The sequence below is a fragment of the Peijinzhouia sedimentorum genome, from assembly GCF_049340005.1.
Classification (GTDB): domain Bacteria; phylum Bacteroidota; class Bacteroidia; order Cytophagales; family Cyclobacteriaceae; genus CAXBDP01.
Genome location: NZ_JBMPIY010000001.1, coordinates 391,600 through 416,752 on the forward strand (window position 1 = coordinate 391,600; position 25,153 = coordinate 416,752).

A 25,153-nucleotide genomic window follows, 5' to 3' on the forward strand; every position below is an offset into this window, starting at 1 on the left:
AATATCAAGGCATTCATTTTCAATCTGAGAATTCTCTTAGCAATCCCATTCCTATAAGCTTAGCAATTGCTAACTTGCAGGCCAATACGAAAACCTGCCATATGTTGAACTTCAAAGAAATCATTTCGGTAACGCTGATTCTATTTTCAGTCATAGATATTTTGGGTTCTATTCCAATTGTAATTGACTTACGGAAACAAGCCGGCCATATCCAATCCGAAAAAGCTACACTCGTAGCAGGTGTCATTATGATTGCATTTCTTTTTATCGGGGAGTCACTTTTAAAATTACTTGGATTAGATGTTGGCTCATTTGCCATTGCTGGAGCTATCATAATCTTCATTATTGGCATGGAAATGATTCTGGGTCGCTCCTTTTTCAAGCAAGATCAAGAAACATTAAAAACAGCTTCTATTGTACCATTAGCATTTCCACTCATTGCAGGTGCGGGAACAATGACTACCATATTGGCGCTAAGAGCCGAGTACGAAACCATTAATATTTTGGTGGGCATTGTATTGAATTTGATAGTGGTTTATGTAGTATTAAAGACTTCAGGCTGGTTGGAGAAAAAATTGGGAGTCAATGGGTTTAATATTATCAGAAAAGTATTTGGAATTATCTTATTAGCCATTGCTATTAAACTGATTAAGACCAATCTACTAGGTCAATGATAAAATTATATACAGACGGAGCTGCGAGTGGAAACCCCGGCCCTGGTGGCTATGGAGCCATACTTCGCTACAATGCCCATGAAAAAGAATTGTCAGAAGGATTTCGCTTAACGACCAATAATAGAATGGAGCTATTGGCTGTAATCCGCGGCTTACAAGCCCTTAAAAAGGCTGGAATGCCAGTGACTGTTTACTCCGATTCTTCGTATGTAGTAAATGCTATAGAAAAGGGCTGGTTAGCAAATTGGCAAAAAATTGCCTTTAAAGGCAAAAAGAATGTGGATTTATGGAAAGAGTTGATTCCACTATTAAAATTGCATAAAGTGAAATTCGTTTGGGTAAAAGGACATGCTGGACATCCAGAAAATGAGCGATGTGATCAGCTTGCTGTGGATGCCGCCAAATGGCCTGATTTGAAAGTTGACTTTGGCTACGAGCAGGAGAATAAGCCTACAGGATTATTTTAATTTGTTGGGTTTACAATTGGAAATCTACCCACCTTACCTCTACCTCCAACAGCAATCGCTTGATTTTCAGTAATCGTCACACTATTGAAGGGCTCGTCAGAAAACTTAGCCCAAGTGGAGCCATTATCATTACTAATGAAAGTTCCTTCCGTGCCTACTGCCACACCTACTTCTAAAGTAGCATGAAAAGCCAAACCGGAAATATACACATTTGGCATTCCTTCACTTTTCACCTGCCATTGGATAGCATTGGAATCTGATTGTGCCGCACTTCTATCACCAGCTTGAGCTGAAGAAAAAGAACCTCCCAAGGCTAACAATTGACCTCCCGCATTTTTAGCCATAGTATAAATACCATAATATTCTCCCGTTTGAAGATCCGTATCAATAGCTTCCCAATTTTCACCTTTATCATCCGAGCGAAAAATTCGCACTTTCTCTGGAGCTCCCAATCCAATTACTACGCTACTTTCACCAAAGCATACAATGCTTGTTCCGCTTGCTGCAAATCCACCCTCTCCTGAAATGGCAGGTGGTAAATTGCTAGGGTTAAAGTCTATCCAAGTTTTCCCAAAATCCTCACTTTTAGCAAATACCAACTTTCCATCTACAGGATCACTAAATGCCAAGCCTGTGCCATCATCCCAAAAATCCATACCATCGAAAAATACACCAGTCTGGTAATTTTGATAAACCAACTCCCAGGTTTTACCAGCAGTGGACGTATAATAAAATTCCGCTGAATCACCTGCGCTCATTGCGACAGCCTCATTTTGCCTGAATGCATGGATATCTCTAAAGTCTTTACTTGTTGCATTCGGAATGCTTAGATCAAGCCATGTGCTCCCTCCATCGTGGCTTAAGCCAACATAACCTCCGCTACCGCTAGTCCAAATAATAGAATCATTTAGCGCATAGAGTCCACGAAGACTTGCTTGTACATTAGTTGAGGAATCCTCCCAATCTAGCTCTCTAACAATAACTTGCTCAGATTGGTCAATTGTAGATTGACAGGAAATCGCGACTATAAGTATAAAGGAAATGTAGAGGACTTTCATTGTTGGACAAATTTGAGCCAACAAGATAAGATATTTTAGAATCGAGGTAAATTATATCGCATTACAAAACCCAAATTGTATTGATTTGGCTGACTGCGAAAAAGCACATTACTTTTGGCTAGATCAGAAACTGCGAAAAAGTAACCTGCTTGTACTCCAAGGCTATAAGTTGGTGATATTCTGTAAGCAACTTCTGTGGCAACCATACCTTGTACAAAAACAGTGTTATATGGCGATGCGTTTCCTGGCTTAAACACTTCAGTTCGTAGTCTGCCATTTGGATCGATAATTTCACCACCGGTAAATACATTTGCCGTAGCTCCTGTTTTTAGCATTACTTCGGCTTTATTTATCGGGATGATAAAACCTAAATTAAGAGGTACAGATACAAATTCGAACGAATTACGAACTTGGTAAGCATCGGTAATCTCAAATTCTAATTGCGGACGAAGGCGTTCTTCATTTGTTACGGCTACAGTCACCGGCTTACTCCAAGTAAAGTGTTGCGGGCTTGAAACCACATTAGAAATACTTGTGGTACTATGGTTTGCATATTGGATACCTGATTCTATCATTAGGTTTTTACCAATCTTATACCCTAAGCCCACTCCTATTTGCATTGAGTTCTCGGGCGTTTGATTTACACCCATTTGAGCTGGAACTGCCACTGATTCACTGCTATTTACTGTTAATGCATAGGCATTGATGATATCACCTTCTTGCATTGTGAAATTAGGATCGAAGGAGCCGGTGTTAAAACTCAACTGAGTAAAGAAACCCTTATTTGGGTTGAGTATTTTAGGTGCAGTAGTTTCCGGAACTTTCAATGTTGTGATTTCCGAAGGGGTTTTCAAATTAACCGCAAGGCTTGGAATTTGCATTCCACTTGTTGAATTATCCAGTGGTTTAATTTCTAAACTTTGATTGATAGCTTGTAAACTGTTCTTGGCAAAGATTTCAGAATCCATACTATTGATCAAAAGAATCTCGCTTAGCTCATCAATTTTATTGTTAATATCGAATGCAGAACTTTCATTCAATGCTGCAATTTGTATAGACTCAATTTGCTCATTTACCTTATTATCAATTATTTGAGAAGGTTCTGAATTTACTTCTGTTTGAGATAAAGCCAATTGATCTGGTGAAGAATTACTGTCTGGATTTGTGGTCGAATTTTGCTCTTGGATTGTTCCATCCTCCCGCGGATTTTGTTTTCCACTTTCACTAGATTGTGAATCACTGGATTGCGAATCGATACTCTCTATTTTATTACTTTCAGTATTTTGAGAAATATTAATTTCTGATGGAGTAAACTCAATATTATTCAATCCAAATACTACCACTAAGAAAAGAACCGCAGCGGCGGTAGCCATTTTAGCATATTTAGTTTTGTAGAAAGGAATTCTTGCTGCTGCAGGATGAAGCTCATTTTGGATTCTGGACCAAACAGCGGGAGGAGGATTTATGCCTTTAGATTTGCCGACAAAGGATTTTTTCCACACCAATTTCTCCCAAACAGAGGCGGGTGGAGTCACTTCTTTGCCTTCAAAAGCTTTTCTAAAGCTTTCTTCAAATAGACCGCGCTTATATTCCTCTGGATTCTCCATAAACTGGTCTTTGTTGTTCTACAAACATTTCCTGTAGCAGCATTCTAGCTCTATTGTATTGCGACTTGGAAGTTCCTTCGCTTATGCCAAGCTTTTCGGCTATTTCCTTATGCTTATAACCTTCTATAGCGTACAAGTTGAAAATAATCCTACACCCATCCGGCAAAGCTTGTAATAGCTTAAGTAATTCCTCGTATTGATAATCTGAAACTGCATCTGCGGCTCCTTGCACATTTTCAACTTCATTGGAATTGAGCTGAGTGTGTAAGAAAAGCTGACTTCTTTGAAAATTTATTGCTGTGTTGATTACGATTCGTTTGATCCAATAATAAAGAGAAGACTCTTCTCTGAAAGTAAGGATATGCTTAAATATCTTTATAAATGCCTCCTGTAGTACATCTTGTGCATCTTCCTCATTCTTGGTAAATCGCAAACAAATTAAGTACATAGATCGGCTGTAATTGTCGTATAACAATTTTTGAGCTTTCTGCTTTCCTTTTTTGCAGCCTTCTATAAGTTCCTTTTCATCCATGTACCTTGGCTTAATTTATTTGTCACGGTACTGCTAAAGTAAGACATATTTCTCAGCTTAGATAGAGAAAAGGGAACATATATAGCTCAAAACAAGAATGTTCTGCCGGAATTTACCGATCAGAACATTCTGGTGTTTTTTAACCCATTGCAAAAAGTCTTCGCTCGCCATTGATTTCGTTTTTGCGGGTTGAGCGATCCACTCCCGAATCACTAACTACAAGACAGGCACTTTCGACAAATGGTTGGAACAGGTTGGAAAAAAAATTAAATTAATTTGCAGAAGGTCGATAATTGAAGATGCTTGTCTTAAAAAATGTCTTCAATGAATAGATTAAGAACATGATACTCAATATGGATAGAGCTAATAACAGCTGCGAGATTACTTTCACAAATCTTACTTGATAAATTGCGTCTGAAAGTAATTCTTGACCAACCTTATCTTGAATTTTCTCCAAGCCATTCAAATTTTCAATCAATTTGCTAAAGGATGTATTTGCCGGACCATCAAAAATATGTCTAGCGATTGAGTCATTTTGGTTGTGAACCGAAGTAAAAATCAACTGATTCCAATTTCTTTGACTTTCTAAATTCAATTTCAAGTCTCTTATTCCACTTTTCTCATCCTCTACAAGCATAGTTTGAGAATACATCATAATGAGTGAATCAACAGAGAGAGAATTTTTATATATTGAATTCCTTAATTGTTCTTCTAATAAATCATCTTCAGCTGAAATTACATTCTCAATGCTAAAGCGATTTTGATACAGTAAATCATGAATTTGGTAAATATCTACTGAAGGGATGAGTCTATCATGATACATCGTGGAAATATTGTTACTCAACCTATGAACCTTACTAGTAAGAATTGAGCTTCCAATCAGCAAAATAATATAGGCGGAGAAAATAGATATAGTTAGTCCTAAAAATGCTTTATTTTTCATGGCAGGGAAATTATCCTCTCATTGAGAGTTACTAATCAAGGTAGGAAAGCTTACAAGGATTTAAATGATGAAAATCTATATGATTATTTTATCATGAATAAATTGCAGCTAGAAATTCTATTTACTGCTTTTAATCCAGTCAGGAGAGAAGTTGAGAACTGTATGTGAGCCCTTATTTTCCTTTGAACCTTGCACGATAAATAGCTTATCATATTCATTTTCTTCCAAATTGGAATAAGTATTTTCCCAAAGTAATAAATTAGCAATACCTGGAATCGTATTAGAATGACCTACAATGAGTACTTTTTTTCCTGAATGTTGACTAAAAATCTCATCTATCAGTTTTGGTGAATCACTTGGGTTGTACATTTGAATCTCTAATCCTAAACTATCTGCTATTGGTTGAGCTGTAAGTATGCTTCTTTTGAAAGGGCTACTGTAAATAACGGCGGGAGGATTTTCCTTTAACATTTCATAAAGCAAAATTGCTCTTGCTTGACCTTTCTCATTCAATTCAGGGTCTTGTGTACCATCATCTGCTTTTTCGGCATGGCGCACTAAATAAAACCAATTGGGCTCCACTTTTAGGACTTCTTCTGTTGAGCTAGTCTCCTCACTTTGCGAACAGGAAAAGAAGGAAATTGATAAAAACAAGCAAGATAAAATCGTGATCCTACGCATAATTATTGAACTGAAAAGTGATAAGGTAAATATCAAAGCTAATAAGTAAAAATAAAAAAAAGCGGGTATAAAACCCGCTTTAAAGCCAAAATTATAAGATTAATTCCTTTAGGTTATTATCTTCTTTCTTGTGGTCTGGCTTCATTTACCACCATCGGACGGCCCATAACTTCGCTTTGGTTAAGGCTGTTAATTGCTGCCTCGCCTTCGCCGTCATTTGGCATTTCAACGAAACCGAAACCTTTTGATCTGGCAGTTTCACGATCGCGAATAATTTTCACGGATGATACTTCACCAAAATCTTCAAAAATGGATCTGATTTGATCCTCCTGAATTTTAAAATTCAGGTTACCAATGTAAATGTTCATGAAAAGAAATATTAGTTAAGAAAATGAACGAAATCAACAATATTTTCGAAATAATCCATTGCTATGGATGAATTTCAGCCAACCTGCTGATACACAAATATTACAGGAAAAAATGAAACTGCAAAAGAAAGAAGGGATTTTGATTAAAAAGTTTCGACTGATAATCCTTTAAAACCTAAATTACTAACTGTTTGGACTGGATCTAATTCATAATAATGAAATAAATTATGCTCGGGCCATTCGTCTACAGATTTAACAAACTGTGACATAAGCCATTGCAATTCGGTATTGGTTCTGCCACCTTTCCAAGTACTTGTATTAGTCACAATACAATAGCTGATATCTTCGTTGTAGCGCATCAATAAAGTGTTCGTCCCTATCAAGGTTCCAGTTCTTTTCCACTGATCTTCGTTTACATCCACCCAGCCAATAAAGGAATTTCCCGGGTTCGTTGGAGTAATCATTTGCTCAACAATGTCCTTTCTTAAGAAATCTGGCATTCTATCATCACCATCACTAGCTGCTAGCAATTTCAATAAATCAGAAGGACTAGCTGCCCAAGCTCCCGCTCCTTCCAAAGCATCATAATGTGTGCCTTCATATATTCTTGAAGCCTTTCCTTCAAGTCCGTAAGCGTTGCTTCTTACATTTTCTCCATCATGATCATAATACTCAACCTCAGGGAATGACTTTTGATCTGGACTTTTTACGGTCAACCGCATATCCTTAATACCTAGCGGAGTAAGAATCTCGGATTTAATATATTCTTCATAGCCCATACCAGAGGCTTTTTCAATAATTCTACCTAAAAAGGCATAACCAACATTGCTGTAGCTGTAACGGGTACCTGGTCTGTATGGTAATTTATAATAAAGACTAAAGGCGAAAATATCATCCTGCGTTATTTCACCTTTGTGACCAATTCTCTTAGCATATTCTGTTGGCTTAAACATGGGGTCACCCATTACATTGCTATTCCAGCCAGCAGTATGATAGAGCAAATGTTTGATTTGAACACGGTTATAATTCGGATCCTTCATCACTTCGGTGTATGGCTCGTTTGCCAGCCAAGCACTATCTGCAAATACATAATCGTCTAATGAAAGCTTTTCCTCTTGCACCAATTTCATTATGCCCAATGCTGTTACCCACTTCGAAGCACTGGCAATTCTGAAAATATGATAGGGCTCTACTTCCTCCTCTTTTTCAACATCACCGTAGCCAAAACCTTTAGCATATACCAATTTACCCTTGTGCATCACACTTACAGTGGCACCATTAATTCTATTCCTTTTGAGAAAACTTTGAATGAGTTTTTCTCCAGCTTCAAAACTGGATGATTCAGATAAATTATTAGTGAGCCTAACTAATATTCGCTCATTGGGAGTTGGCAGTTTCTCATCCGACTCATTATTGTTCGCCGATATTATAAAGGGCGGGAGGATGAGTAAGAAAAATACAATAGCTGAAAAGCCCAAACTTGGGAAAACCTTTTCCTTTTTAACCATTTAACCTTTTATTCTGTGTTTTTAAAAATCGAATATATGGTATGTCTACGAAAAATTCAACTTATTTTTTTACAATCATAGATTTGCTTAGCTGCATACCACCTAAATTAAGTTTGTAATGGTAAATACCTGGTAATAACCTACTCGTATCCACCAGAATAACTTTCTCTCCTTTTTCTATTTCTTTGCTCAACAAAACAGCAATTTGCCTCCCATTGTTGTCAAATAAAGACAAAACAGCCAAACCCCTTTTATTCAAAAAAACCTTAATACTTGTGCTCCTTACCGCTGGATTTGGGAAATTTTGCCCTAACCAATTTCCATTCGCAAAAACAGAATCTTCAATATTTGTGATGGTATTGATGATTGGCAAATGCTGAAAACTCCTATCAAAAATTTGAGTCACTAAACTTTCGTCGGCACCAAGCCAATCTTGCAAAAGAGTGGCATAAATATCCCGATAGTCATATTGCATTTCAACGCTTTCATTCTGAGCCGGATTAGCTGGAATTATTGGATTAGCACCATGTACTATCGGATTTACTTTAGTACCAAATACAAACAAAGGTGCTGCAGCTCCATGATCAGTTCCACTGCTATTGTTGCTTCGAATCCTGCGACCAAATTCACTAAATGTCATCCCCAAAACCTGATCCTCCACTCCCATTCTCTTAAGGTCATCCATAAATGCAGAAACGCTATCTGCAATATCTCCAAGCAGGTTTGCATGTGTACCCGTAGTTGTATTTCCAGCTACTACTTGGTTTGCATGCGTATCAAATCCACCAATATTTACCACAAAAATGCGCGTCTGGATCCCACCATTTATCAATCTCGCCACGATCTTCAATTGCTCTGCAAGTCTACTTTGAGGATAATCTGGGGATAAGGTATCTGCTTTATTAAAAGCTGCTTGAATGCCATCAGCATACTGATTGGTTTGTCTCATAATGGTTTTCATAAATTCCAATTCAGCACCATAATGGCCATCTGGAATCTCATCTTCGGCGGGAGGTTGATATGGAAAGTAAAACTCATCGCTACTGACAGCCAAACCCATATTACTTACTGGTCCTTGGCAAGTTTGACTCACCACCGAACCAATAGTTAGTGCCAAAGGATCCTTGAATTCCTCATTCGGATAATTGTCTGGGAATTCAGGATGATAGTAATTGAGAAAGCGACCCAACCAGCCGGAACTTTCAACTTCATCGGATTCAGATCCACTAGTCCAAATATCAGTAGCGCGAAAGTGGCTGAAATTCGGATTTGGATAACTTACACTTTGCAGAATTCCCAATTTTCCTTCATTGTACAAATTGTGAAAAGACTGCATGGCAGGATGAATTCCAGTTTGATTGGTGAGCTTTAAAACTGACTGCTCCGGTAAAGCAATATTGGCTCTTGCTGATTGATATGCGCTATATTGATCAAGCGGAATGATAGTGTTGAGCCCATCGTTTCCACCATTCAATTGCACCAAAACTAAAATCTTATCTTCTTCCAGCGCTAGCCGATTTAGTCTATCAAGAGCTCGTTCTGGCTTGGCAGCGAATATTGGCATTGCATCCAAGAGCAATGGCAAACTCAACCATGGCGCAGATCTTTTAATGAAATTTCTTCTATTCATGGCCTATCCAAGTTGAAATTCAGGTAAAGAAAATAATGCTCTAAAAAATGCATATAGCTTGTTTTCAATGGCCATCCTCAAATTTGTATCGCTCGGATCGTTCTGAAGAGTACGCCATTGATTCCCCCATTCGTATTCTGGAATACCTGGTATAAGTGCTTGCACCAAATAGTCTTCTTGTACTTGGCTTAGCGCCTTTGGCAAAAACAGAATGGATAATTCTTTCACAACCTCTCTTACATTATCGGAAATGCTACAATTCTCAACTAAATCGATTACTCTCAGCCTACTTCTGAAGCCACCCCGAAGTATCCCACTTTCACTTGCTACTTGGTCGGTAAGCTGCTTCCGCAAGGGAATTGTCACTGAATTTGCCCAATTCCGGTAGTATGCAGGCTCTTGATAATAGGCTTGCCAACCAGCCACTTGAGGCGGACTGGAAATTTCCATTTGCAATAATGCATTTACATTGAGATAGTATAGAAAATGGGCGTACTTAGCTTGAACTGACAAATTATCAGTCAACTGATCCATCGAAGTTCTAAATAGGCCATTCGAAAAATCAGCAGGCGATTTCACCATACTTCCTCTCAGTTCTTGCTCATAAAAATGTTCGCTTTTCAGAAGCATTTTTAAGGCTCCAACTATCTCGTAATCATCCTGTATAATCTTATCAGCCAATGGCTTAATAATATTCATTTCAATTGTTTCGTCGATTTGATAATAAACAAACCATCGATAAAGCTTCCGCGCTAAATGCTTAGCCGTTTCCTCTTTGGAAAAGATCATATCAATCAACTCGATATACTCTTGGTCACCACCGTTATTAATTACATGATTATCAAATGCATCCGAAAATATCTTTTCGTTAGTATCGTGAAGGTTTGGACGAAAAGAAACCGATAAATCCTGATTGTTAAAACGCCAACCGGTAAGTACTCTAGCCGCAGAAAAAATATCTTGCTCGGTATAGTTAGTGTAATTGCCCTCTCCGATTTGTGGGCCTTTGCCTATGGTGAATAATTCAAACAGTTCTCGCGCATAATTTTCATTCGGAGAAGTATTTACATTAGATTGGCCATCCAAATAGCGGAGCATCGCTGGTGAAATGGTGATAACTTTAGCAAACTCCCTAAAATTCCCTAAAGCATTTTCATTCAATATTTTATAATAATCGAATAAGGCTCTTGAGTCACGAACAACTGCCGATTCGATTACAAAATGATTATGCCAAAACAAGATCATTTTTTCATGAATACTGAAGGTGTTTTGTAACATCTGCTGTACCCACCACGATTGGAATGAGCGGATCCGACCATTGTTGGATTGTTGATCATAAGGCTGATCAATCCAAACCGACCCAATTGGAAGCACATCATTATTTAAATAAACTTGAGGTAATTGTTGAAGATCTCTAGGTTGAAATAATCGATCAATAGTATAATCCATTCCTCCCGCCACACTTTCAGCAAGTTCGGTTTGACTAACTCCAAATAGGCATCTACGTAATAAATGCAAAGCAGCACTTTTATCCCAAGTTCCGGCATATTTAGCTAGTGTAGAATTTAAGTTTAGTATTCTCATAGAATTCTTTCTACCGGATTTAAAAACACAGAATTTTGTTAATGCTTTGAGTAAGATTACAAAGCTTTTTAAAAGTTTAACTTAACAAACCATAATATTTTACAGCGTAAACAGGAATCTAAAAATTCACTACTTATTAATTTGCCTTATCCTATTAATGTTGATCAAAGCATCTAATTTTGTAGTACCAAAATGAGGAATCGAAAAAACATACTCAAGAGAACATTGCCATTCTATTTCAACAATTGGAAGCAGAATCTATTTGTTGCTTTGGGTATTAGTTTATTTGCTGTACTATTTATGGCGATTTACAAGCCATTCAATTTATTACGAGAGGATTTGCAGAATTTCCAATTGATTTCTGATGGTCTAATTACCCTGTTTGCCATTTACGGCTCTCTCCAGATTAGTAAAAATTTATTCCCTAATTATTTTAAATCAGAGAACGGAACAATCGGTAAGTATCTGATTTTCAATTTATATATCATTTGGATTTTAGGAATCTTATTTACTATTCATAGCCATATATTCTTCGAACCAAGCTCTATTTCAGAATGGATTAGAATCCAAAGAAATGTCCTATTAATTGGAGTATTCCCTATCCTGATAGTATTTGGAATATTGAGAAATTACCAACTCAAGAAGAATCTGCTTTCTCATAATATCCAGCCATATTCGACAGATTCCTTACGGAAAAAGGATACCGAAAAGCTAATAAAAATAAATACAGATACTGCTGAAATCATCCATCTGAATTTGAATGATTTCATATATGCCGAAGCTCAAAATAACTACACGAAGGTGGTATGGCGGGAGGAAAATTTAGAAAAGGAAAAATTATTCAGACTAACATTAAAGAAATTTGAAAGTCAAATTCCCGCTAAGCATGTATTCAGAAGTCATCGATCCTATCTAATTAACCGCGCCCAAGTAGACTCCATCGATGGTAGTATGCGAAATGGTTTGAAAGTAAAATTGATCAATAGCAACCAAGAGCTTCCAGTATCTAGATCGCTGGGAAAAGAGTTAGAAACCATTATTTCTAGCCGAAAAGTAGCTATTTAAAAGCGTGCAATTCACTACAATTTATTGTCCTACACTCCATATTTAGGGTTTTCATCCCAAAATCGACTACACTCACCCCATTGGGTTATTTATCGAAATCAATTGATTTTAATTCACGTTTTCAACTCAGAAACGAAACCCGAAAAATATGAAAGCACTTATTCTAACATTATTCATTTCATTATCATTTGTATTTGCTGGCAATAGTCAAAGCATCAAGAATGAATTTGAAGTAAAACCAAAAGTTGATGAAATATCTATTAACTCTGGTTCTGAAGCCAAGTTTGATATTGAAATTTTAAGATCGAAAAGATATTCTAAAACAAGTATTGAATTGATGGCTGATATGCCTGAAGGTTTCACAATGACTTTCGACCCAAAGAAGACAAAAGAAACTGATGTAAAAGCTACTTTGAAAATAGGATCAGATGTAGCAACAGGAAGCTATGTAATTGTAGTAAAAGGAGTCGGTAACAATACCTCGAAAGGTAGAATGCTGACCGTAATTGTAAAGTAAGGGTTCAATGGTTTGTGTGATAAAAGAGTCGGCTATATGTCGGCTCTTTTAATTTGCTCAAAATCTTCAGGAAAATCTAAATCTATTGCACCCTTTGGGAAAGGAATAGAGATCACATCCTCCCGCTTTTGCAATAATTGCCGAGCGCCTTTATCTCCGCTGATTTCTAATAAATCATTCCACAAAACACGTGGGAAAATAGCCGGTACTCCAGTTACATTTTTATAAAAACTAGTTATCGGCTTTTCAGGATTCTCCTCAAATTTGGAAATCAACAATTTTAATAAATCCCTATCCACATAAGGCTGATCTATTAATAAAACCAGCAGCCCTTTCAGATTTGACAAATCGCCTACAGCTTCAATTGCTCTACGCAGGCTACTCGACATCCCTTCCTGCCAATCTTCATTGAAAAGGACTTTGATACCCGCCATATTAGCAATTTGAAGCATTTCATTATGATAGGCTCCTGTAATAAGGAAAATATTCTGAACATTGGTAGATTTCGCTGTAGCAATTGTTCTGTCCAGCAATGTTTCTCCCTCAAGTTGAAGAAAGGCTTTAGGGCTTCCCATTCTTTTGGATTCACCGGCAGCAAGAATAGCTATTGCAACATTATCAATAATGGAATTCATTTTTCAGACCAATTGACGCTGATGAATGGGTGCCTTTCTTTCGCGAAGATTTTTGGCTGTGGCATTCTTAAAAAAGCTCATCATCTCACTGATAATGGAGATTGCTATCTCAGCAGGTGTTTCCGCTCCAATATGCAATCCCACAGGAGCGAAGATTCTTTCTTTATGAAGATCCGTTACTTCAACGTTTTCTTCAGCAAGTGCGTCGTATAACTTTTGCGCTCTTTTGTTGGGGCCTAAAATTCCGATATAAGGAACATCAGTTGGCAAAAGACTTTTTAGCGCTTTCTTATCAAATTCGAAATTATGAGAAATAAGCAAAGCTGCAGATTGCTCATCGAATGGATAATCACGGATTACAAGGTCGGGAGTACCACAAACCATATTTTCAGCACAAGAAAAACGCTTTGGAATAAGGTGAGCAGCACAATCATCATTCACAATCACTTTCCAACCAATACTTGCTGCAAGCTCGGCAACTGGAATAGCATCGTAGCCCGCTCCAAAAATATAGAGCTTATTTGCTTTGGGAATAAATTCCACAAACCACTTTTCATCTTCACTTTCAACAAAAAATGAGCTCTTTACTGAAAAAGCCTTTTGAGCCCAAGATTCTGAAAATGTGGAGTGATATTGTCTTTCAACTGAGCTAGAATCTGTTGGTAATTTAAGATAAACCACCAGTTCGGAATCAGCAGATAGTGCATCTTGTAATTGCTTAAAATAAGTCGTCAGCGAATTGCTATCGGGTTCGATTAGCACTTCGATAATTCCTTCGCAGCCTAACCCAATTCCTAGCGATTTAGCGGATTCTTCATTGATGGTGTCGTAAGTAATGAGTTTCGATACTTTGGAATTGATAACCATTCGAGCTTTTCTTAATGCATCACCTTCCAAACAGCCTCCGGAAATCGCTCCAAACCATTTTCCATCTTCACGGATGAGCATTTTGGCTCCTGACCTTCTATAAGCTGAGCCATTTACACTTACTACAGTTGCTAAGGCAAATTTCTTTTGATCCTCAATTGCACGTTTCCATTCCCCTATGATTATCTCACTTTCCCTCATCCGCCTTGGCTCTTACTTTCGCCACTTCCTCTTTGGTAATAACTTTCAAATCTTTGTTGCCCCAGCTGTTTCTAACATAATTAAGAACATTAGCCACTTGCTCGTCATTTAAACCAGTCGGCTGCATCATTCCATAATAGGTTTCTCCATTTACCTCAATCTCCCCTTCTACTCCAAAAATCACCTGATGTATTGATCTTTCGCGATCCTTCATCAAATAATCCGATTTGGCTAGCGGAGGAAATGCACCCGAAATACCTTCACCATTTTGCATGTGGCAACTGATACAAAAAGATGAATAAATTTCTAATCCCTTGAGCATGCTATCTTTTAGCTCTTTACTGGGTTGTGGGTCTTGTGTTACAATTGGAGTGCTTTGAAAAAATGTACTAAACCAAAGGCTTGACGACGCTATAAAAACGAGGATTTTAATCATAATGAGTTTTAATTATCAGCTATTTATACTTCTTCTATTTTGAATGGTAATTTGTAAATGCGTTTGCCTGATACGCTGTATAAGGCATTAACCAAAGCAGGTGCCAAAGGTGGAAATCCCGGTTCTCCTACTCCACCCGGAGCTTCTTCATTTTCCATAATGTGTATATCCAATGGCGGACATTCATTGATTCTAAGCATTTTATAATTATGAAAATTACTTTGCTCAGCCCAACCATTTTTAAAGGTAATGGGATCTTTCATAGCAGCCGTCAAAGCCATTACAATATTACCTTCTGTTTGACCTTTTACTGTGTCAGGATTTACATATTGACCACAATCCAAGGCTGTCCAAATTTTATCAATTTTGTATCTGCCATTATCGCCTTTGCTTACTTGAACAACATGCGCACAAGTGCTACCAAAGGAACGAGCAACTGCCACTCCGCGACCAACACCAGCTGGTAATGGACTATCCCAATTAGACATTTCGCGCACTTTTTCTAGCACTTTTACAAAGCGAGGTTCTTTTGATAATCGTTGAATTCTAAAATCCATCGGATCCATTCCTTCTTTCTCAGCAAGCTCATCTACAAAGCATTCGTGGCCAAACACATTGGTACTTGCATAAACCGAACGCCACCAACCCAAAGCAATTGGAGCAGGATGATGCACAAAATGGGTTCTGAAATTGTCTATTTCGTAATGCGAATCGCTAATACATTCCATTGCGCCACGATCTACATTTGAAGTATTTGCATTTGGGTTGATATTAAAAGAAATACTCGGCCCAATTACCTTTTCTTCCCAAGCATTCACTTTGCCATTTACATCGAACGCAGCGCGGGAGGAATAAATCATTCCAGGCCTAAAAGGGCCGGCAGTTGTATCTTCTTCACGGGTCCAAATAAGCTTAATGGGCTTGTTTACTTTTTGGGCAATTGCCAATCCCTCTGAGAGGAAATCGGTAAATAATCTTCGTCCAAAACCGCCACCTAGATAGGTGGTATGCAACGTCACTTTCTCCAATGGAATATTCAGAAAGGTTGCCGCCTCTTGTTGTGCTCGATTGGAAACTTGTGTAGGAGCCCATATTTCGCATTCACCTTCCTTTATATGTATGGTTATGTTCATTGGCTCCATCGGACTGTGAGCAAGGAATGGCGTTTCATACACTCTTTCCAAAGTGCTCGAAGCATTATTCAAAGCTGCATCTACATCACCATTATTGGTATGGATAGCGCCTTCAGTATCTTTAAGTGCATTCATTTCTTGATACATTTTTGCTGTATCAAATTGACCATTTGCACCTAAATCCCAATCAATTTTCAGTCTCTTTTGTGCTTGAAGTACGCCATAATAACTCTCACCAACGATCGCTACAGTTGGCATTTTATTACCAAAAATGGTTCTTTCAATTTCAAAAACCTCTTTTACGCCTTGTACCTTTAGCGCTTCTGTATCGTCAATAGAATTGATTTTGGCGCCTAAAACTGTTGGATGCGAAACGGTTGCATATAGCATCCCTTCTACTTTCACATCTATTCCAAATATGGCGCTTCCATCCACTTTCTCCACCACATCCGGGCGCATCACTTTTTTGCCTATTAGTCTGCATTCAGATTTGGGCTTAAGTGCCGGTTCTTTTGGCGCTTCTAATTTACTCGCAGCATCTACAAACTCACCAAAATGACCTTGCTTGCCACTTGCTTTGTGGTAGATTATTCCTTTATCAGTAGTACATTCTGCGACTGGCACATTCCAGCTTTCAGCTGCTGCTTGCACGAGCATTTGCCTTGCAGCTGCACCCATTCTTCTCAAAGGAATCCAACCTGTTCGTACACTTGAGCTACCACCTACTGACATACTTCCATAAGCAGGAGCTGCAATTGCCATCTTCACAGTAACTTGCTCAAAATCAAGGTTCAATTCCTCAGCTATTAAAGTAGGAATAGATTGCCAAACTCCTTGACCCATTTCGGGCTTATGGTTATATATGGTAACATTACCTCCCGCATCTATTTGGATAAATGGATTCAAATTGGTGAGCGTATTGGCTGCATCATCTAATTTAAAAACCTTTGCCTCAGTCCCTTTTGCACCAGCAGGAATATAAAAACCTAAAGCCAAAACAGCCGAAGTGGCTCCACTCAATTTGAGGAACTTCCTTCTATTAATTGATTTTTTTAATTCTTCCATGATTAACTAAAAGTTGAGGCTTTCTTAATCGCATTTCTTACTCTATCGTAGGTGCCACAGCGGCAAATATTTCCCTGCATAGCAGCATCTATTTCATTGTCGCTAGGTGTGGAATTTCGCTTTAGCAATGCCGCAGCACTCATTATTTGCCCACTTTGGCAATAGCCGCATTGTGGCACTTGCTCATCAATCCAAGCTTGCTGCAACGGATGAAGTTCGCCATTTGCCAATCCTTCAATCGTAGTAATTTCCTTGCCTTGCGCAGCCGTCACAGGAGTAACGCATGAGCGCATTGCAATACCATCCATATGTATAGTACATGCACCACATTGAGCCATTCCGCAACCAAACTTGGTTCCTGTAAGCCCTACAAAGTCACGAATTGCCCATAGCAAAGGCATTTGTGGGTCAACATCAATTTGATGCTCTTTCCCATTTATCTTCAAGTTTATTGCTGCCATTTTTTCGGATTTTGATACAAATTACTAATAATGCCCAAGAAAAACAGTCTCTTGGATGTGAATGGCTGAAAATAATGCTAAGCAAGCAAATTACTTTTTCACCTTATTATTTTCCAGAAATTTAGATGAAGCCATACGACCCTTCATTTGGGAAATAGAATTGCCCATTTGCCACTTCATTAATCTAAGTAAGATATCTGTATTTGGTGGAGCATCAGATCCTGAGCCTGGTAGTTTAAGAGTAGTAGAAACTTTATCCCCCAACATAAAGCGCATTTGCTTTACCGGCCAATCTTTTGGCACAAAAGGCGGGAGGTTACTTTGATAATATGTCACAAGTGCATTGGCTAACTTTTGACCTTCATCGGATGGCTTGAAATGCCGATTACGAATAGTCAATTCTAATTTTTCGGTATCTTCATAGCTATGCATTATCAACTCAGCATGCAATCCTAATCGCGCGCCAATTACATTCCATAGATGAATAAAAGCTACTTTCTCATTTGCATTTAATCGGATATTCAATTTGGCTATTCCCTTTATTACCATTAACGAAAATGACAGTAATGTCCCAGCCATATCTTCTTGATTTACTGGAAGCCCAGACTGCATATCCCAGGATTGATATTTCAGTATAAAATACCTAGTAGCAGCATGAATCAGTCTAGTTTTGAAGATCGAAGCGAGCCCTTTTCCTAGTGGCTCAAAGGCATTAGGACTGATTAGATTCAATACGAATTCAGCTGTATCAGCCAAGCGAATTCCCGGATTCTCAACAATCTTCTTGGAATTGATTAACACTTTGGCGCCATCTGCAGCTGCATAGCAATAAGGCAAGGACAGAAATCCCAGTACATTCAATATCTCATGCATATGCTTATCTGAAACTTGATGCGCTAAATTAATGGACTCTTGATTTTCCCAATCCAAATTGCGGTTTACATCTTGCCATAAGTCCAGAAGTGCCGGAGACCAATTAGACTTAGGTAATTGTGCATTGTATTGCAGCTCGGTAAGGAATGGAAAAAATCCCTCCCGCCCTTTGGACTTGAGCAATTCCTCAACAGCTTGGTCAGCCAATGAATCACCCATTACTCTAAATTTATTCAGTTGGATTGTTTCCATAATGGATAAACTCATTTTCATCAATTTTGATTATCTTTTCAAACAGTGGATTCATTATTAATTTCATTGATTAGATTTATCATGATTTTTAGACTCAAAATTTTCAAGACCATGAAAGCAATTTTACTTACCATTATATTTTCCATTTCAATTTTTCATTTAAGCGCGCAAACAAGTTCAGACATTTATTTATTTGATATTCAAATGAATAATAATTCAATGAAGCTTATTAATGGCAAAAATCTAACAGCGCGGGAGGGATATGATAATCAGCCGCATTTTGTAGATGATAGAGCATTATTATACACTTCGCAGCGCGATGGGCAAACAGATATTTATGCCTATGACTTTGTGCAAAACACTGCCGGAAACTTAACTCGGACTCCTAATACTAGCGAATATTCTGCGACTGTGACTTCAGATAAAGATTTTATAAGCACAATAATGGTGGAAGAAGACGGCACCCAAAGACTTTGGAAATTTCCAATTACAGGTGGCACTCCTACTTTAGTATTGGATGATATAAAACCTGTGGGATACCACGCTTGGTACAATGAAAAGCTGGCTTTACTTGTATTAGGTAAACCTGCAACTTTGCAAGTGGCTAATGCTTTAACACAAGAAGTATCGACCATTACTGGCAATATCGGGAGGTGCTTAGCGCCTATTCCAGCATCAGGAAAAATCAGTTTTGTGCATAAAGAAGCTGGCAAACCTTGGATGATCAAATCGCTGGATATGAACAGCATGGAAATCACCGAAATTGTCGAAACATTGGAAGGTTCTGAAGACTATGCTTGGGCAGGGCCAAACCGAATAATCATGGCCAAAGACACAAAAGTGTATGAGTGTGTTTTGGATGGTGATAAAAACTGGAAGGAAATAGCAGACTTGAGTGAATTTGGTATCACAAAGCTTAGTAGAATTGCCATTGATAAGACTTTGAAAAGATTGGCGATTGTTGGGGAGTGATAAATGTTTGAATGCTTTTGAAAATGATGGGTGATCGGTGATGAGTTATGGGTGATGAGTGATGGGTTATGGGTTATGGGTTGTGAATGCCTAAATAATGTTGACCGTTGATAAAGAAAAAGGTTTTGGGTGATGGATTTTGGGTGATGAGTTATGGGTGATGGGTTGTGAATGCCTAAATAAGGTTGACCGTTGATAAAGAAGAAGATTATGGGTTGATGGGTTTTGGGTCTTTAAATTGAGCTCCGTAGGAGCAATCTGATTGTAGCAACACAAATATCCAAAATGCCATCTAGCTCCATAGGAGCGATCTGTTTGTAGCAACAAAATATGCAAAAAACCAGCTCCGTAGGAGCGATCTGTTAATTGGTGGTGGGTTTTGAGTTGAGAAAAAGGTCGTGAATATTGGAATGCATCAAATTGCTGATTTACAATTGAATATAAATGCAAAAGCCAATCCTAAATCAGGATTGGCTTTTAATTTTAATCAACAGATCAATCAATACCTCCAACTCTTGGTATCAGCACCCGCTGGAGCATCTCTTTCGATGATGTCCATAATCTTTGGCAAATAGAAAGTATTATATCGGAGCCTTGAGATATAATTCGGATTTTCATGATCTCCATTCCAACAATGTTCGGCTCTATCACCATAATCTACTTCTCCACCATAATAAGGATTCGTGGTATTCTCTAGAAATTCCTCCACCAAATAAACCGCATTATTAAGGTAGTAATTGTCCATATCACCACAGTAGATATGAATTTTGCCTTTCAGTTTTTCGCCTAATCCATTTTCCCAATCGCGACGAAGTATGTGGCCTATATCGTAATTTTCTTTCCAATATTCGGCTACCTCAGGATTGATATCGCCAGATACTTTATCCCAAAGTCTAGCCGGATAGCCATCCTCACCTACAGGCGAATAAGTGGCTTCCCAAATATCCCATTGCTGTCCGGAGCGACCTTTTGTGCCTAATACCAATTCTCGATGATTCATATCTGCCAAGGTGGAACTTACATGGCCAAGATAATCTCTATGTCCTGGTCTTGGTGTTTTCTTAAACTGACTATCAAGGTAATAGGCGTTTTTATCCTCATAAATATTTACTTGGGTATAAGCCTGAAAATCAATTGGATCAGGGCACGCAGCGAAAGTAGCTCCATATTCATCAGGGTACTTCACCTGCACCGCCAAAGCTTCCCAACCGCCAGTTGAGCCGCCATACAAGAATCTAGACCAACCCTCTCCTATTCCACGAAACATTTCTTCAATATGTGGGATCAATTCATAGGTAATTGCATCACCATATGGTCCTTGATTGGCAGAATTCACAGCATATGAATCATCATAATACGGTGTAGGATGTTGAATTTCGATGACTATATATCTTGGAAAATTCGGTCCAGTCCATTGCTTGTAGAAGTTATGGGCTTCCTCTTGTTGAATGATATTGTAGCCATTAATACCAAAACGAGCCGAAAATTCTGGCTGCATGTCCGGATCGGGTGGATCTTCTCTAAAACCCGTAAATGTGTATGGAAAGTGTCCATGAAAAATCATTAGAGGATAATGCGCTTCAGGATGCTCATCAAATCCATGCGGCACCAATATATTTGCTCCCAAGTAAACATCTCTGCCCCACCATTCGCTTAGCATTTCGCTCTTCATTTTGATATGCTTGATATTCTTGGTATCCTTTGGAGCTTCAATTGGGGGTATTTCTTGATCAAGATTTACAGTAATCCTCCCGCCGTTTGGATCTACATTTACTTTTATTGGTGTATTGTAAAAGTTGCCCGGCTTGCGATTCCATTGCTGGCCTTCGCCTTTATCTGGTGGTAATTTCAATACTCTACCATCTTTCAAATTGTACGTTTCATATCTATTTAGCAATGCTTGTACATGATACTCGCCAGCTTCGATATCTCTCAAGCTGCGAATAGGATACCCAAATGCTTCCGCATCTACCAATACCGTTTGGCCGGGCTCCCAATTTTCTACATCTATGCCAAAAGCCAATTGCGTACTCGGTCCATCAGAAATCTGAAATCTTGGCTCGGCAGAGTCATCTTTCGAAAGCATTAAAACAAGTCTGCCATCTTGCGCTTGATCTATCAATTCCTGCGAAAAGGAAACTTCGAATACTGGCCCTGTGCTTTCATCTCCTCCCGCATTGCAAGCCCATGCGAATAGGGCTATGAGCGCCATTGGCACTCCAAATAATTTTCTCATCATGGTTGTTAAAGGTTAGTTAAAATTCCAATCTATTTAAGAAGTTTTGTGCTTATTTACAATAGATTATATTCTAACAAGGCATTTAAATAATTTCACTTCACTCAATTTGCAAGACAAATGCTGAAGCCGAATATCCATTTGCAATTCTTTCGTAATTTGGCGAAATCATGTGCGACACGTTTATCTCGTTTCCTTCTCACAATCAAGGCAGTTCCATTTTATTAGGCAAAAATTCCGATAGAGAACCTAATGAAGCTCAAGAACTAAGCTATGTACCGGCAATGGAGTATATAGAGAGCGTACTACAATGCACCTATATCTGCATTCCGCAGGTCAAATCAACTTATGCCGTAATTCTATCCAAGCCCTTCCAGATGTGGGGGGCAGAAATGGGCGCCAATGAACATGGCCTAAGTATCGGTAATGAAGCTGTTTTTACGAAAGTGAAATTCCAAAAAGGGAATAGTGGACTTACGGGAATGGATTTGCTGAGGCTTGCATTGGAGCGCTGTAAAACGGCTAAACATGCAGTGGAATTGACTACTGAATTATTGGTAGAATATGGACAAAATGCATGTGGAGGATATAAAAATAAGCGATTTTATTATTCCAATAGCTTTTTGATTGCAGACCGACAAGAAGCTTGGGTACTCGAAACAGCGGGAGGAGAATGGGCGGCTAAGCGAGTATACGACTACTATAGCATATCCAATGGAATAAGCATTGGCAGCGAATATGATCTCAGTAGCAAAAATTTAGTTTCATTCGCGCAAGCCAAAGGTTGGGTCAAGAAAAACGAGACTTTTCATTTTGCTAAGCACTATTCAGATGAATTTTACACCCGAATGAGCAATTGTCGATTACGAGCCTCAAAAACCTCACAAAGCCTTCACAAGCATGAAGGTAAACTCGATTTGTTTAATGCCATGGAAGTTCTTCGCCAGCATAATATTCACAATGGAGAGTTTACACCTGCCAAAGCCAGCACTGCTAGCGTTTGTATGCACGCCAATGGACTAACCAATCCAAACAGTACCACAAGCTCTATGCTTGCAGAGATCAAAGCTGAGGGAAGTCCCACGGTTTGGTTGACTGGAACAGCTTATGCTTGTACTTCCCTTTTTAAGCCATTTGGCTTTCATCCCTATAGTGTATTGAAATCAGACTACTACAAACCAAGCGAAAAATTGGATTCCTCACTTTGGTGGCAATCCGAAAAGATCATGCGATCTGCTGCGATGCATTACAAAGATTTCATTCTACAGACACATCAAAAGTTGGAACAAAAGCAGCGAAATTTAATTGGCCAATATCAAAATGGAAAACCCATACAAGAGCTCGAACAGCTAGCCGAAAAACTTCAAAGAGAATTGCTTACGGAGTATCAGCAGATTTTAAATAAATGTAAGCGGGAATTTCACCCAAAATTCTCTCTTTATTTAAAGCTCATAAATCAGCCTTTAAAGAGCTAGTAATAAATTTGCCTTTCTATCTTTGTCCAAAATTGAAATGAAGGCACATATTTAAAGGCTCAATTTTCATTTTATTAATATTTCGAAATAGAATTAAGGATTTAACGACGATTATGAAATCAGATTTCTTAGCTGAACTTCGCTGGCGTGGGATGGTGCATGATATGATGCCAGGTGCCGAAAAACAACTTTCTACAGAAATGACCTCCGCCTATATTGGCTTTGATCCTACGGCTACTTCATTGCATATCGGCAATTTGGCTACGATCATGTTGCTTGTTCACCTTCAACGTAGTGGCCATAAGCCTTATGCATTGGTGGGCGGTGCTACAGGCATGATTGGCGATCCTTCATTCAAAAACGCTGAGCGTAAGTTGCTAGATGAAGAAACCTTACGCATCAATCAAGCGGGTATTCAAAAGCAATTGGAGAAATTCTTGGATTTCGATTGTGGTGAAAATTCAGCTGAAATCGTCAATAATTACGATTGGTTCAAAGATTTCAAATTATTGGATTTCCTAAGAGATGTCGGCAAGCACATCACCGTCAATTATATGATGGCCAAAGATTCTGTGAAGAGCCGATTAGATAGCGGCTTATCTTACACTGAGTTTGCTTATCAGCTTATTCAGGGTTACGATTTCCAATGGCTCAATAAGCACAAAAATGTGAAAATCCAGATGGGTGGTTCTGATCAGTGGGGCAATATCACTACGGGTACTGAACTGGTGCGGAGAATGAATCAAGGCGAAGCTTATGCATTGACCACTCCTTTGATTACTAAGTCTGATGGATCCAAGTTTGGGAAAAGTGAAGGCGGAAACGTTTGGCTCGATCCAGACCAAACTTCGCCTTACCAATTCTACCAATTCTGGCTCAATTGCGCCGATGAAGATTGCGGGAGGTTGATTAGGGTGTTTACGCTATTGGACGAAGCTACCATCAAAGGATTGGAAGCTGAACATGCCGAAGCTCCTCATTTGCGCATATTGCAAAAGGCCATTGCCAAAGACGTAACCATTAGAGTTCATAGCCAAGCCGATTACGAAATGGCTGTAAAAGCTTCTGAAATTCTATTCGGCAAATCTACTACTGAAGATTTGGCTTCACTTGATGAAAAAACGCTTCTGCAAGTTTTTGAAGGAGTGCCTCAGCAATCTATCAGCAAAGCTCAATATGAAGGCACTGACTCAACTATCGATTTGCTTACTGAACTTACTGGAAATATTGTATTCAGCTCCAAAGGTGAAGCTAGAAAAATGATAAAAGGTGGCGGGGTAAGCATCAACAGAATCAAAATCGAAGATGGAGAAGCCAAGCCGGAATTTGCTTTACTTCAAGGCAAATACCTCCTCGCTCAAAAAGGAAAGAAGAATTACTATTTGATACAAATCTCTTAAACCAAAAACCACTATTCGATATTTGGAATGTAGAACAAGGGATAAATAGGATTTGTAATCCGACCAGCAATTTATTTCAATTAGACTCCACCGTTTCAATTGTCGGAATCAGAATTAACAGGATTACGGAATTGCTAAGGTTTTGGCCACTATTTATCTAATTGAGACGTTGCCTTTCCTTTAATAACTCAGGATTTCAATCTATGAAAAATACCCATAGCCCATGGTTTTAACCGTGGGATAATGGAATAGCACAAATCATCCTCCCGCATAGTCGGCTGAAAATATTAATAGAAATCAATTAACAGAAACCCAAACTCGAAAACCACTCTACAACCTGCTGCTTTTTTAAATTATCTACCATCATCGAAATTGGCTGAATTAAGATTTATTGGATTTGATGAGTTTAAGAGTTTTTTTAAAATGGATTGAAACCACCCATAGCCCATGGTTTTAACCGTGGGATAATGGAATAGCACAAATCATCCTCCCGCATAGTCGGCTGAAAATATT

Annotated in this window: 23 protein-coding genes; 7 read left to right on the forward strand and 16 right to left on the reverse strand. The window is 38.5% G+C overall.

The genetic code is table 11. The features are described 5' to 3' along the window. Window positions 1-101 precede the first annotated feature (101 nt). Together ACOXY8_RS01790 and rnhA are read left to right on the forward strand one after the other, a co-directional pair. Complete coding sequence (locus ACOXY8_RS01790) at window positions 102-674, forward strand: MarC family protein (protein WP_458329846.1); 573 nt, start codon at window positions 102-104, stop codon at window positions 672-674. Continuing rightward, window positions 671-1,141, forward strand: coding sequence for a ribonuclease HI (gene rnhA, locus ACOXY8_RS01795; protein ID WP_458329847.1), 471 nt, complete (start codon window positions 671-673; stop codon window positions 1,139-1,141). The genes ACOXY8_RS01790 and rnhA overlap by 4 nt, the downstream gene beginning before the upstream one ends. On the opposite strand, the gene ACOXY8_RS01800 is transcribed toward rnhA, so the two are convergent. From ACOXY8_RS01800 to ACOXY8_RS01840, 9 genes are all read right to left on the reverse strand, one after another. Beyond that, window positions 1,138-2,199, reverse strand: coding sequence for a hypothetical protein (locus ACOXY8_RS01800; RefSeq protein ID WP_458329848.1), 1,062 nt, complete (start codon window positions 2,197-2,199; stop codon window positions 1,138-1,140). The two genes, rnhA and ACOXY8_RS01800, sit on opposite strands and share 4 nt — an antisense overlap. Window positions 2,200-2,234: 35 nt before the next feature. Then, window positions 2,235-3,806 carry a hypothetical protein gene (locus ACOXY8_RS01805; RefSeq protein WP_458329849.1) on the reverse strand — a complete coding sequence of 524 codons (1,572 nt, stop codon included), beginning with the start codon at window positions 3,804-3,806 and terminating at the stop codon, window positions 2,235-2,237. Further along, a complete protein-coding gene (locus ACOXY8_RS01810) occupies window positions 3,784-4,338 on the reverse strand; it encodes an RNA polymerase sigma factor (protein WP_458329850.1) in 555 nt (184 codons plus the stop codon). The genes ACOXY8_RS01805 and ACOXY8_RS01810 overlap by 23 nt, the downstream gene beginning before the upstream one ends. Window positions 4,339-4,609: 271 nt before the next feature. Continuing rightward, complete coding sequence (locus ACOXY8_RS01815) at window positions 4,610-5,281, reverse strand: MCP four helix bundle domain-containing protein (protein ID WP_458329851.1); 672 nt, start codon at window positions 5,279-5,281, stop codon at window positions 4,610-4,612. A 117-nt stretch (window positions 5,282-5,398) separates the two neighbouring features. After that, the gene (locus tag ACOXY8_RS01820) at window positions 5,399-5,962 is read right to left on the reverse strand and encodes a phosphoglycerate mutase family protein (protein WP_458329852.1); all 564 of its coding nucleotides are present in this window, start codon (window positions 5,960-5,962) and stop codon (window positions 5,399-5,401) included. A 116-nt stretch (window positions 5,963-6,078) separates the two neighbouring features. Next, window positions 6,079-6,330: an RNA recognition motif domain-containing protein gene (locus tag ACOXY8_RS01825; RefSeq protein WP_458329853.1), complete on the reverse strand. Its 252-nt coding sequence runs from the start codon at window positions 6,328-6,330 to the stop codon at window positions 6,079-6,081. A 143-nt stretch (window positions 6,331-6,473) separates the two neighbouring features. After that, window positions 6,474-7,838 carry a serine hydrolase domain-containing protein gene (locus ACOXY8_RS01830; RefSeq protein WP_458329854.1) on the reverse strand — a complete coding sequence of 455 codons (1,365 nt, stop codon included), beginning with the start codon at window positions 7,836-7,838 and terminating at the stop codon, window positions 6,474-6,476. 61 nt (window positions 7,839-7,899) lie between these two features. Further along, a complete protein-coding gene (locus tag ACOXY8_RS01835; RefSeq protein WP_458329855.1) occupies window positions 7,900-9,468 on the reverse strand; it encodes a DUF1501 domain-containing protein in 1,569 nt (522 codons plus the stop codon). Between the two features lie 3 nt (window positions 9,469-9,471). Next, window positions 9,472-11,052, reverse strand: a complete 1,581-nt coding sequence (locus ACOXY8_RS01840) for a DUF1800 domain-containing protein (protein WP_458329856.1) — start codon at window positions 11,050-11,052, stop codon at window positions 9,472-9,474. Between the two features lie 192 nt (window positions 11,053-11,244). Here ACOXY8_RS01840 and ACOXY8_RS01845 point away from each other — a divergent pair, with 192 nt between their 5' ends. Continuing rightward, entirely contained in the window at window positions 11,245-12,117 is an 873-nt protein-coding gene (locus tag ACOXY8_RS01845; protein WP_458329857.1) for a LytTR family DNA-binding domain-containing protein, read from the forward strand. A gap of 148 nt (window positions 12,118-12,265) precedes the next feature. Continuing rightward, window positions 12,266-12,634 (forward strand): COG1470 family protein, encoded by a 369-nt coding sequence (locus ACOXY8_RS01850; protein WP_458329858.1) that lies wholly within the window; start codon window positions 12,266-12,268, stop codon window positions 12,632-12,634. 32 nt (window positions 12,635-12,666) lie between these two features. On the opposite strand, the gene ACOXY8_RS01855 is transcribed toward ACOXY8_RS01850, so the two are convergent. The 6 genes from ACOXY8_RS01855 to ACOXY8_RS01880 all read right to left on the reverse strand — a co-directional run bounded on the left by ACOXY8_RS01855 (window position 12,667) and on the right by ACOXY8_RS01880 (window position 18,572). Beyond that, window positions 12,667-13,269 (reverse strand): nucleotidyltransferase family protein, encoded by a 603-nt coding sequence (locus ACOXY8_RS01855; RefSeq protein ID WP_458329859.1) that lies wholly within the window; start codon window positions 13,267-13,269, stop codon window positions 12,667-12,669. 3 nt (window positions 13,270-13,272) lie between these two features. Further along, window positions 13,273-14,337, reverse strand: coding sequence for an XdhC family protein (locus tag ACOXY8_RS01860; protein ID WP_458329860.1), 1,065 nt, complete (start codon window positions 14,335-14,337; stop codon window positions 13,273-13,275). Continuing rightward, complete coding sequence (locus ACOXY8_RS01865) at window positions 14,324-14,773, reverse strand: c-type cytochrome (protein WP_458329861.1); 450 nt, start codon at window positions 14,771-14,773, stop codon at window positions 14,324-14,326. Before ACOXY8_RS01865 ends, ACOXY8_RS01860 begins: the two co-directional genes overlap by 14 nt. Window positions 14,774-14,796: 23 nt before the next feature. Continuing rightward, entirely contained in the window at window positions 14,797-16,971 is a 2,175-nt protein-coding gene (locus ACOXY8_RS01870; protein ID WP_458329862.1) for a molybdopterin cofactor-binding domain-containing protein, read from the reverse strand. A 2-nt stretch (window positions 16,972-16,973) separates the two neighbouring features. After that, on the reverse strand, window positions 16,974-17,432 hold the full coding sequence (locus ACOXY8_RS01875) for a (2Fe-2S)-binding protein (RefSeq protein ID WP_458329863.1): 459 nt from the start codon (window positions 17,430-17,432) through the stop codon (window positions 16,974-16,976). Between the two features lie 90 nt (window positions 17,433-17,522). Next, a complete protein-coding gene (locus tag ACOXY8_RS01880; RefSeq protein ID WP_458329864.1) occupies window positions 17,523-18,572 on the reverse strand; it encodes an oxygenase MpaB family protein in 1,050 nt (349 codons plus the stop codon). A gap of 96 nt (window positions 18,573-18,668) precedes the next feature. Here ACOXY8_RS01880 and ACOXY8_RS01885 point away from each other — a divergent pair, with 96 nt between their 5' ends. Continuing rightward, window positions 18,669-19,529, forward strand: coding sequence for a TolB family protein (locus ACOXY8_RS01885; protein WP_458329865.1), 861 nt, complete (start codon window positions 18,669-18,671; stop codon window positions 19,527-19,529). Between the two features lie 499 nt (window positions 19,530-20,028). Here the strand turns inward: ACOXY8_RS01885 and ACOXY8_RS01890 are convergent, their stop codons facing one another. After that, window positions 20,029-21,768 (reverse strand): hypothetical protein, encoded by a 1,740-nt coding sequence (locus ACOXY8_RS01890; protein ID WP_458329866.1) that lies wholly within the window; start codon window positions 21,766-21,768, stop codon window positions 20,029-20,031. 167 nt (window positions 21,769-21,935) lie between these two features. Between ACOXY8_RS01890 and ACOXY8_RS01895 the strand changes: the two genes are divergently transcribed. After that, complete coding sequence (locus tag ACOXY8_RS01895; protein WP_458329867.1) at window positions 21,936-23,240, forward strand: C69 family dipeptidase; 1,305 nt, start codon at window positions 21,936-21,938, stop codon at window positions 23,238-23,240. 113 nt (window positions 23,241-23,353) lie between these two features. After that, on the forward strand, window positions 23,354-24,640 hold the full coding sequence (gene tyrS / locus ACOXY8_RS01900) for a tyrosine--tRNA ligase (RefSeq protein WP_458329868.1): 1,287 nt from the start codon (window positions 23,354-23,356) through the stop codon (window positions 24,638-24,640). Window positions 24,641-25,153: the final 513 nt, after the last annotated feature.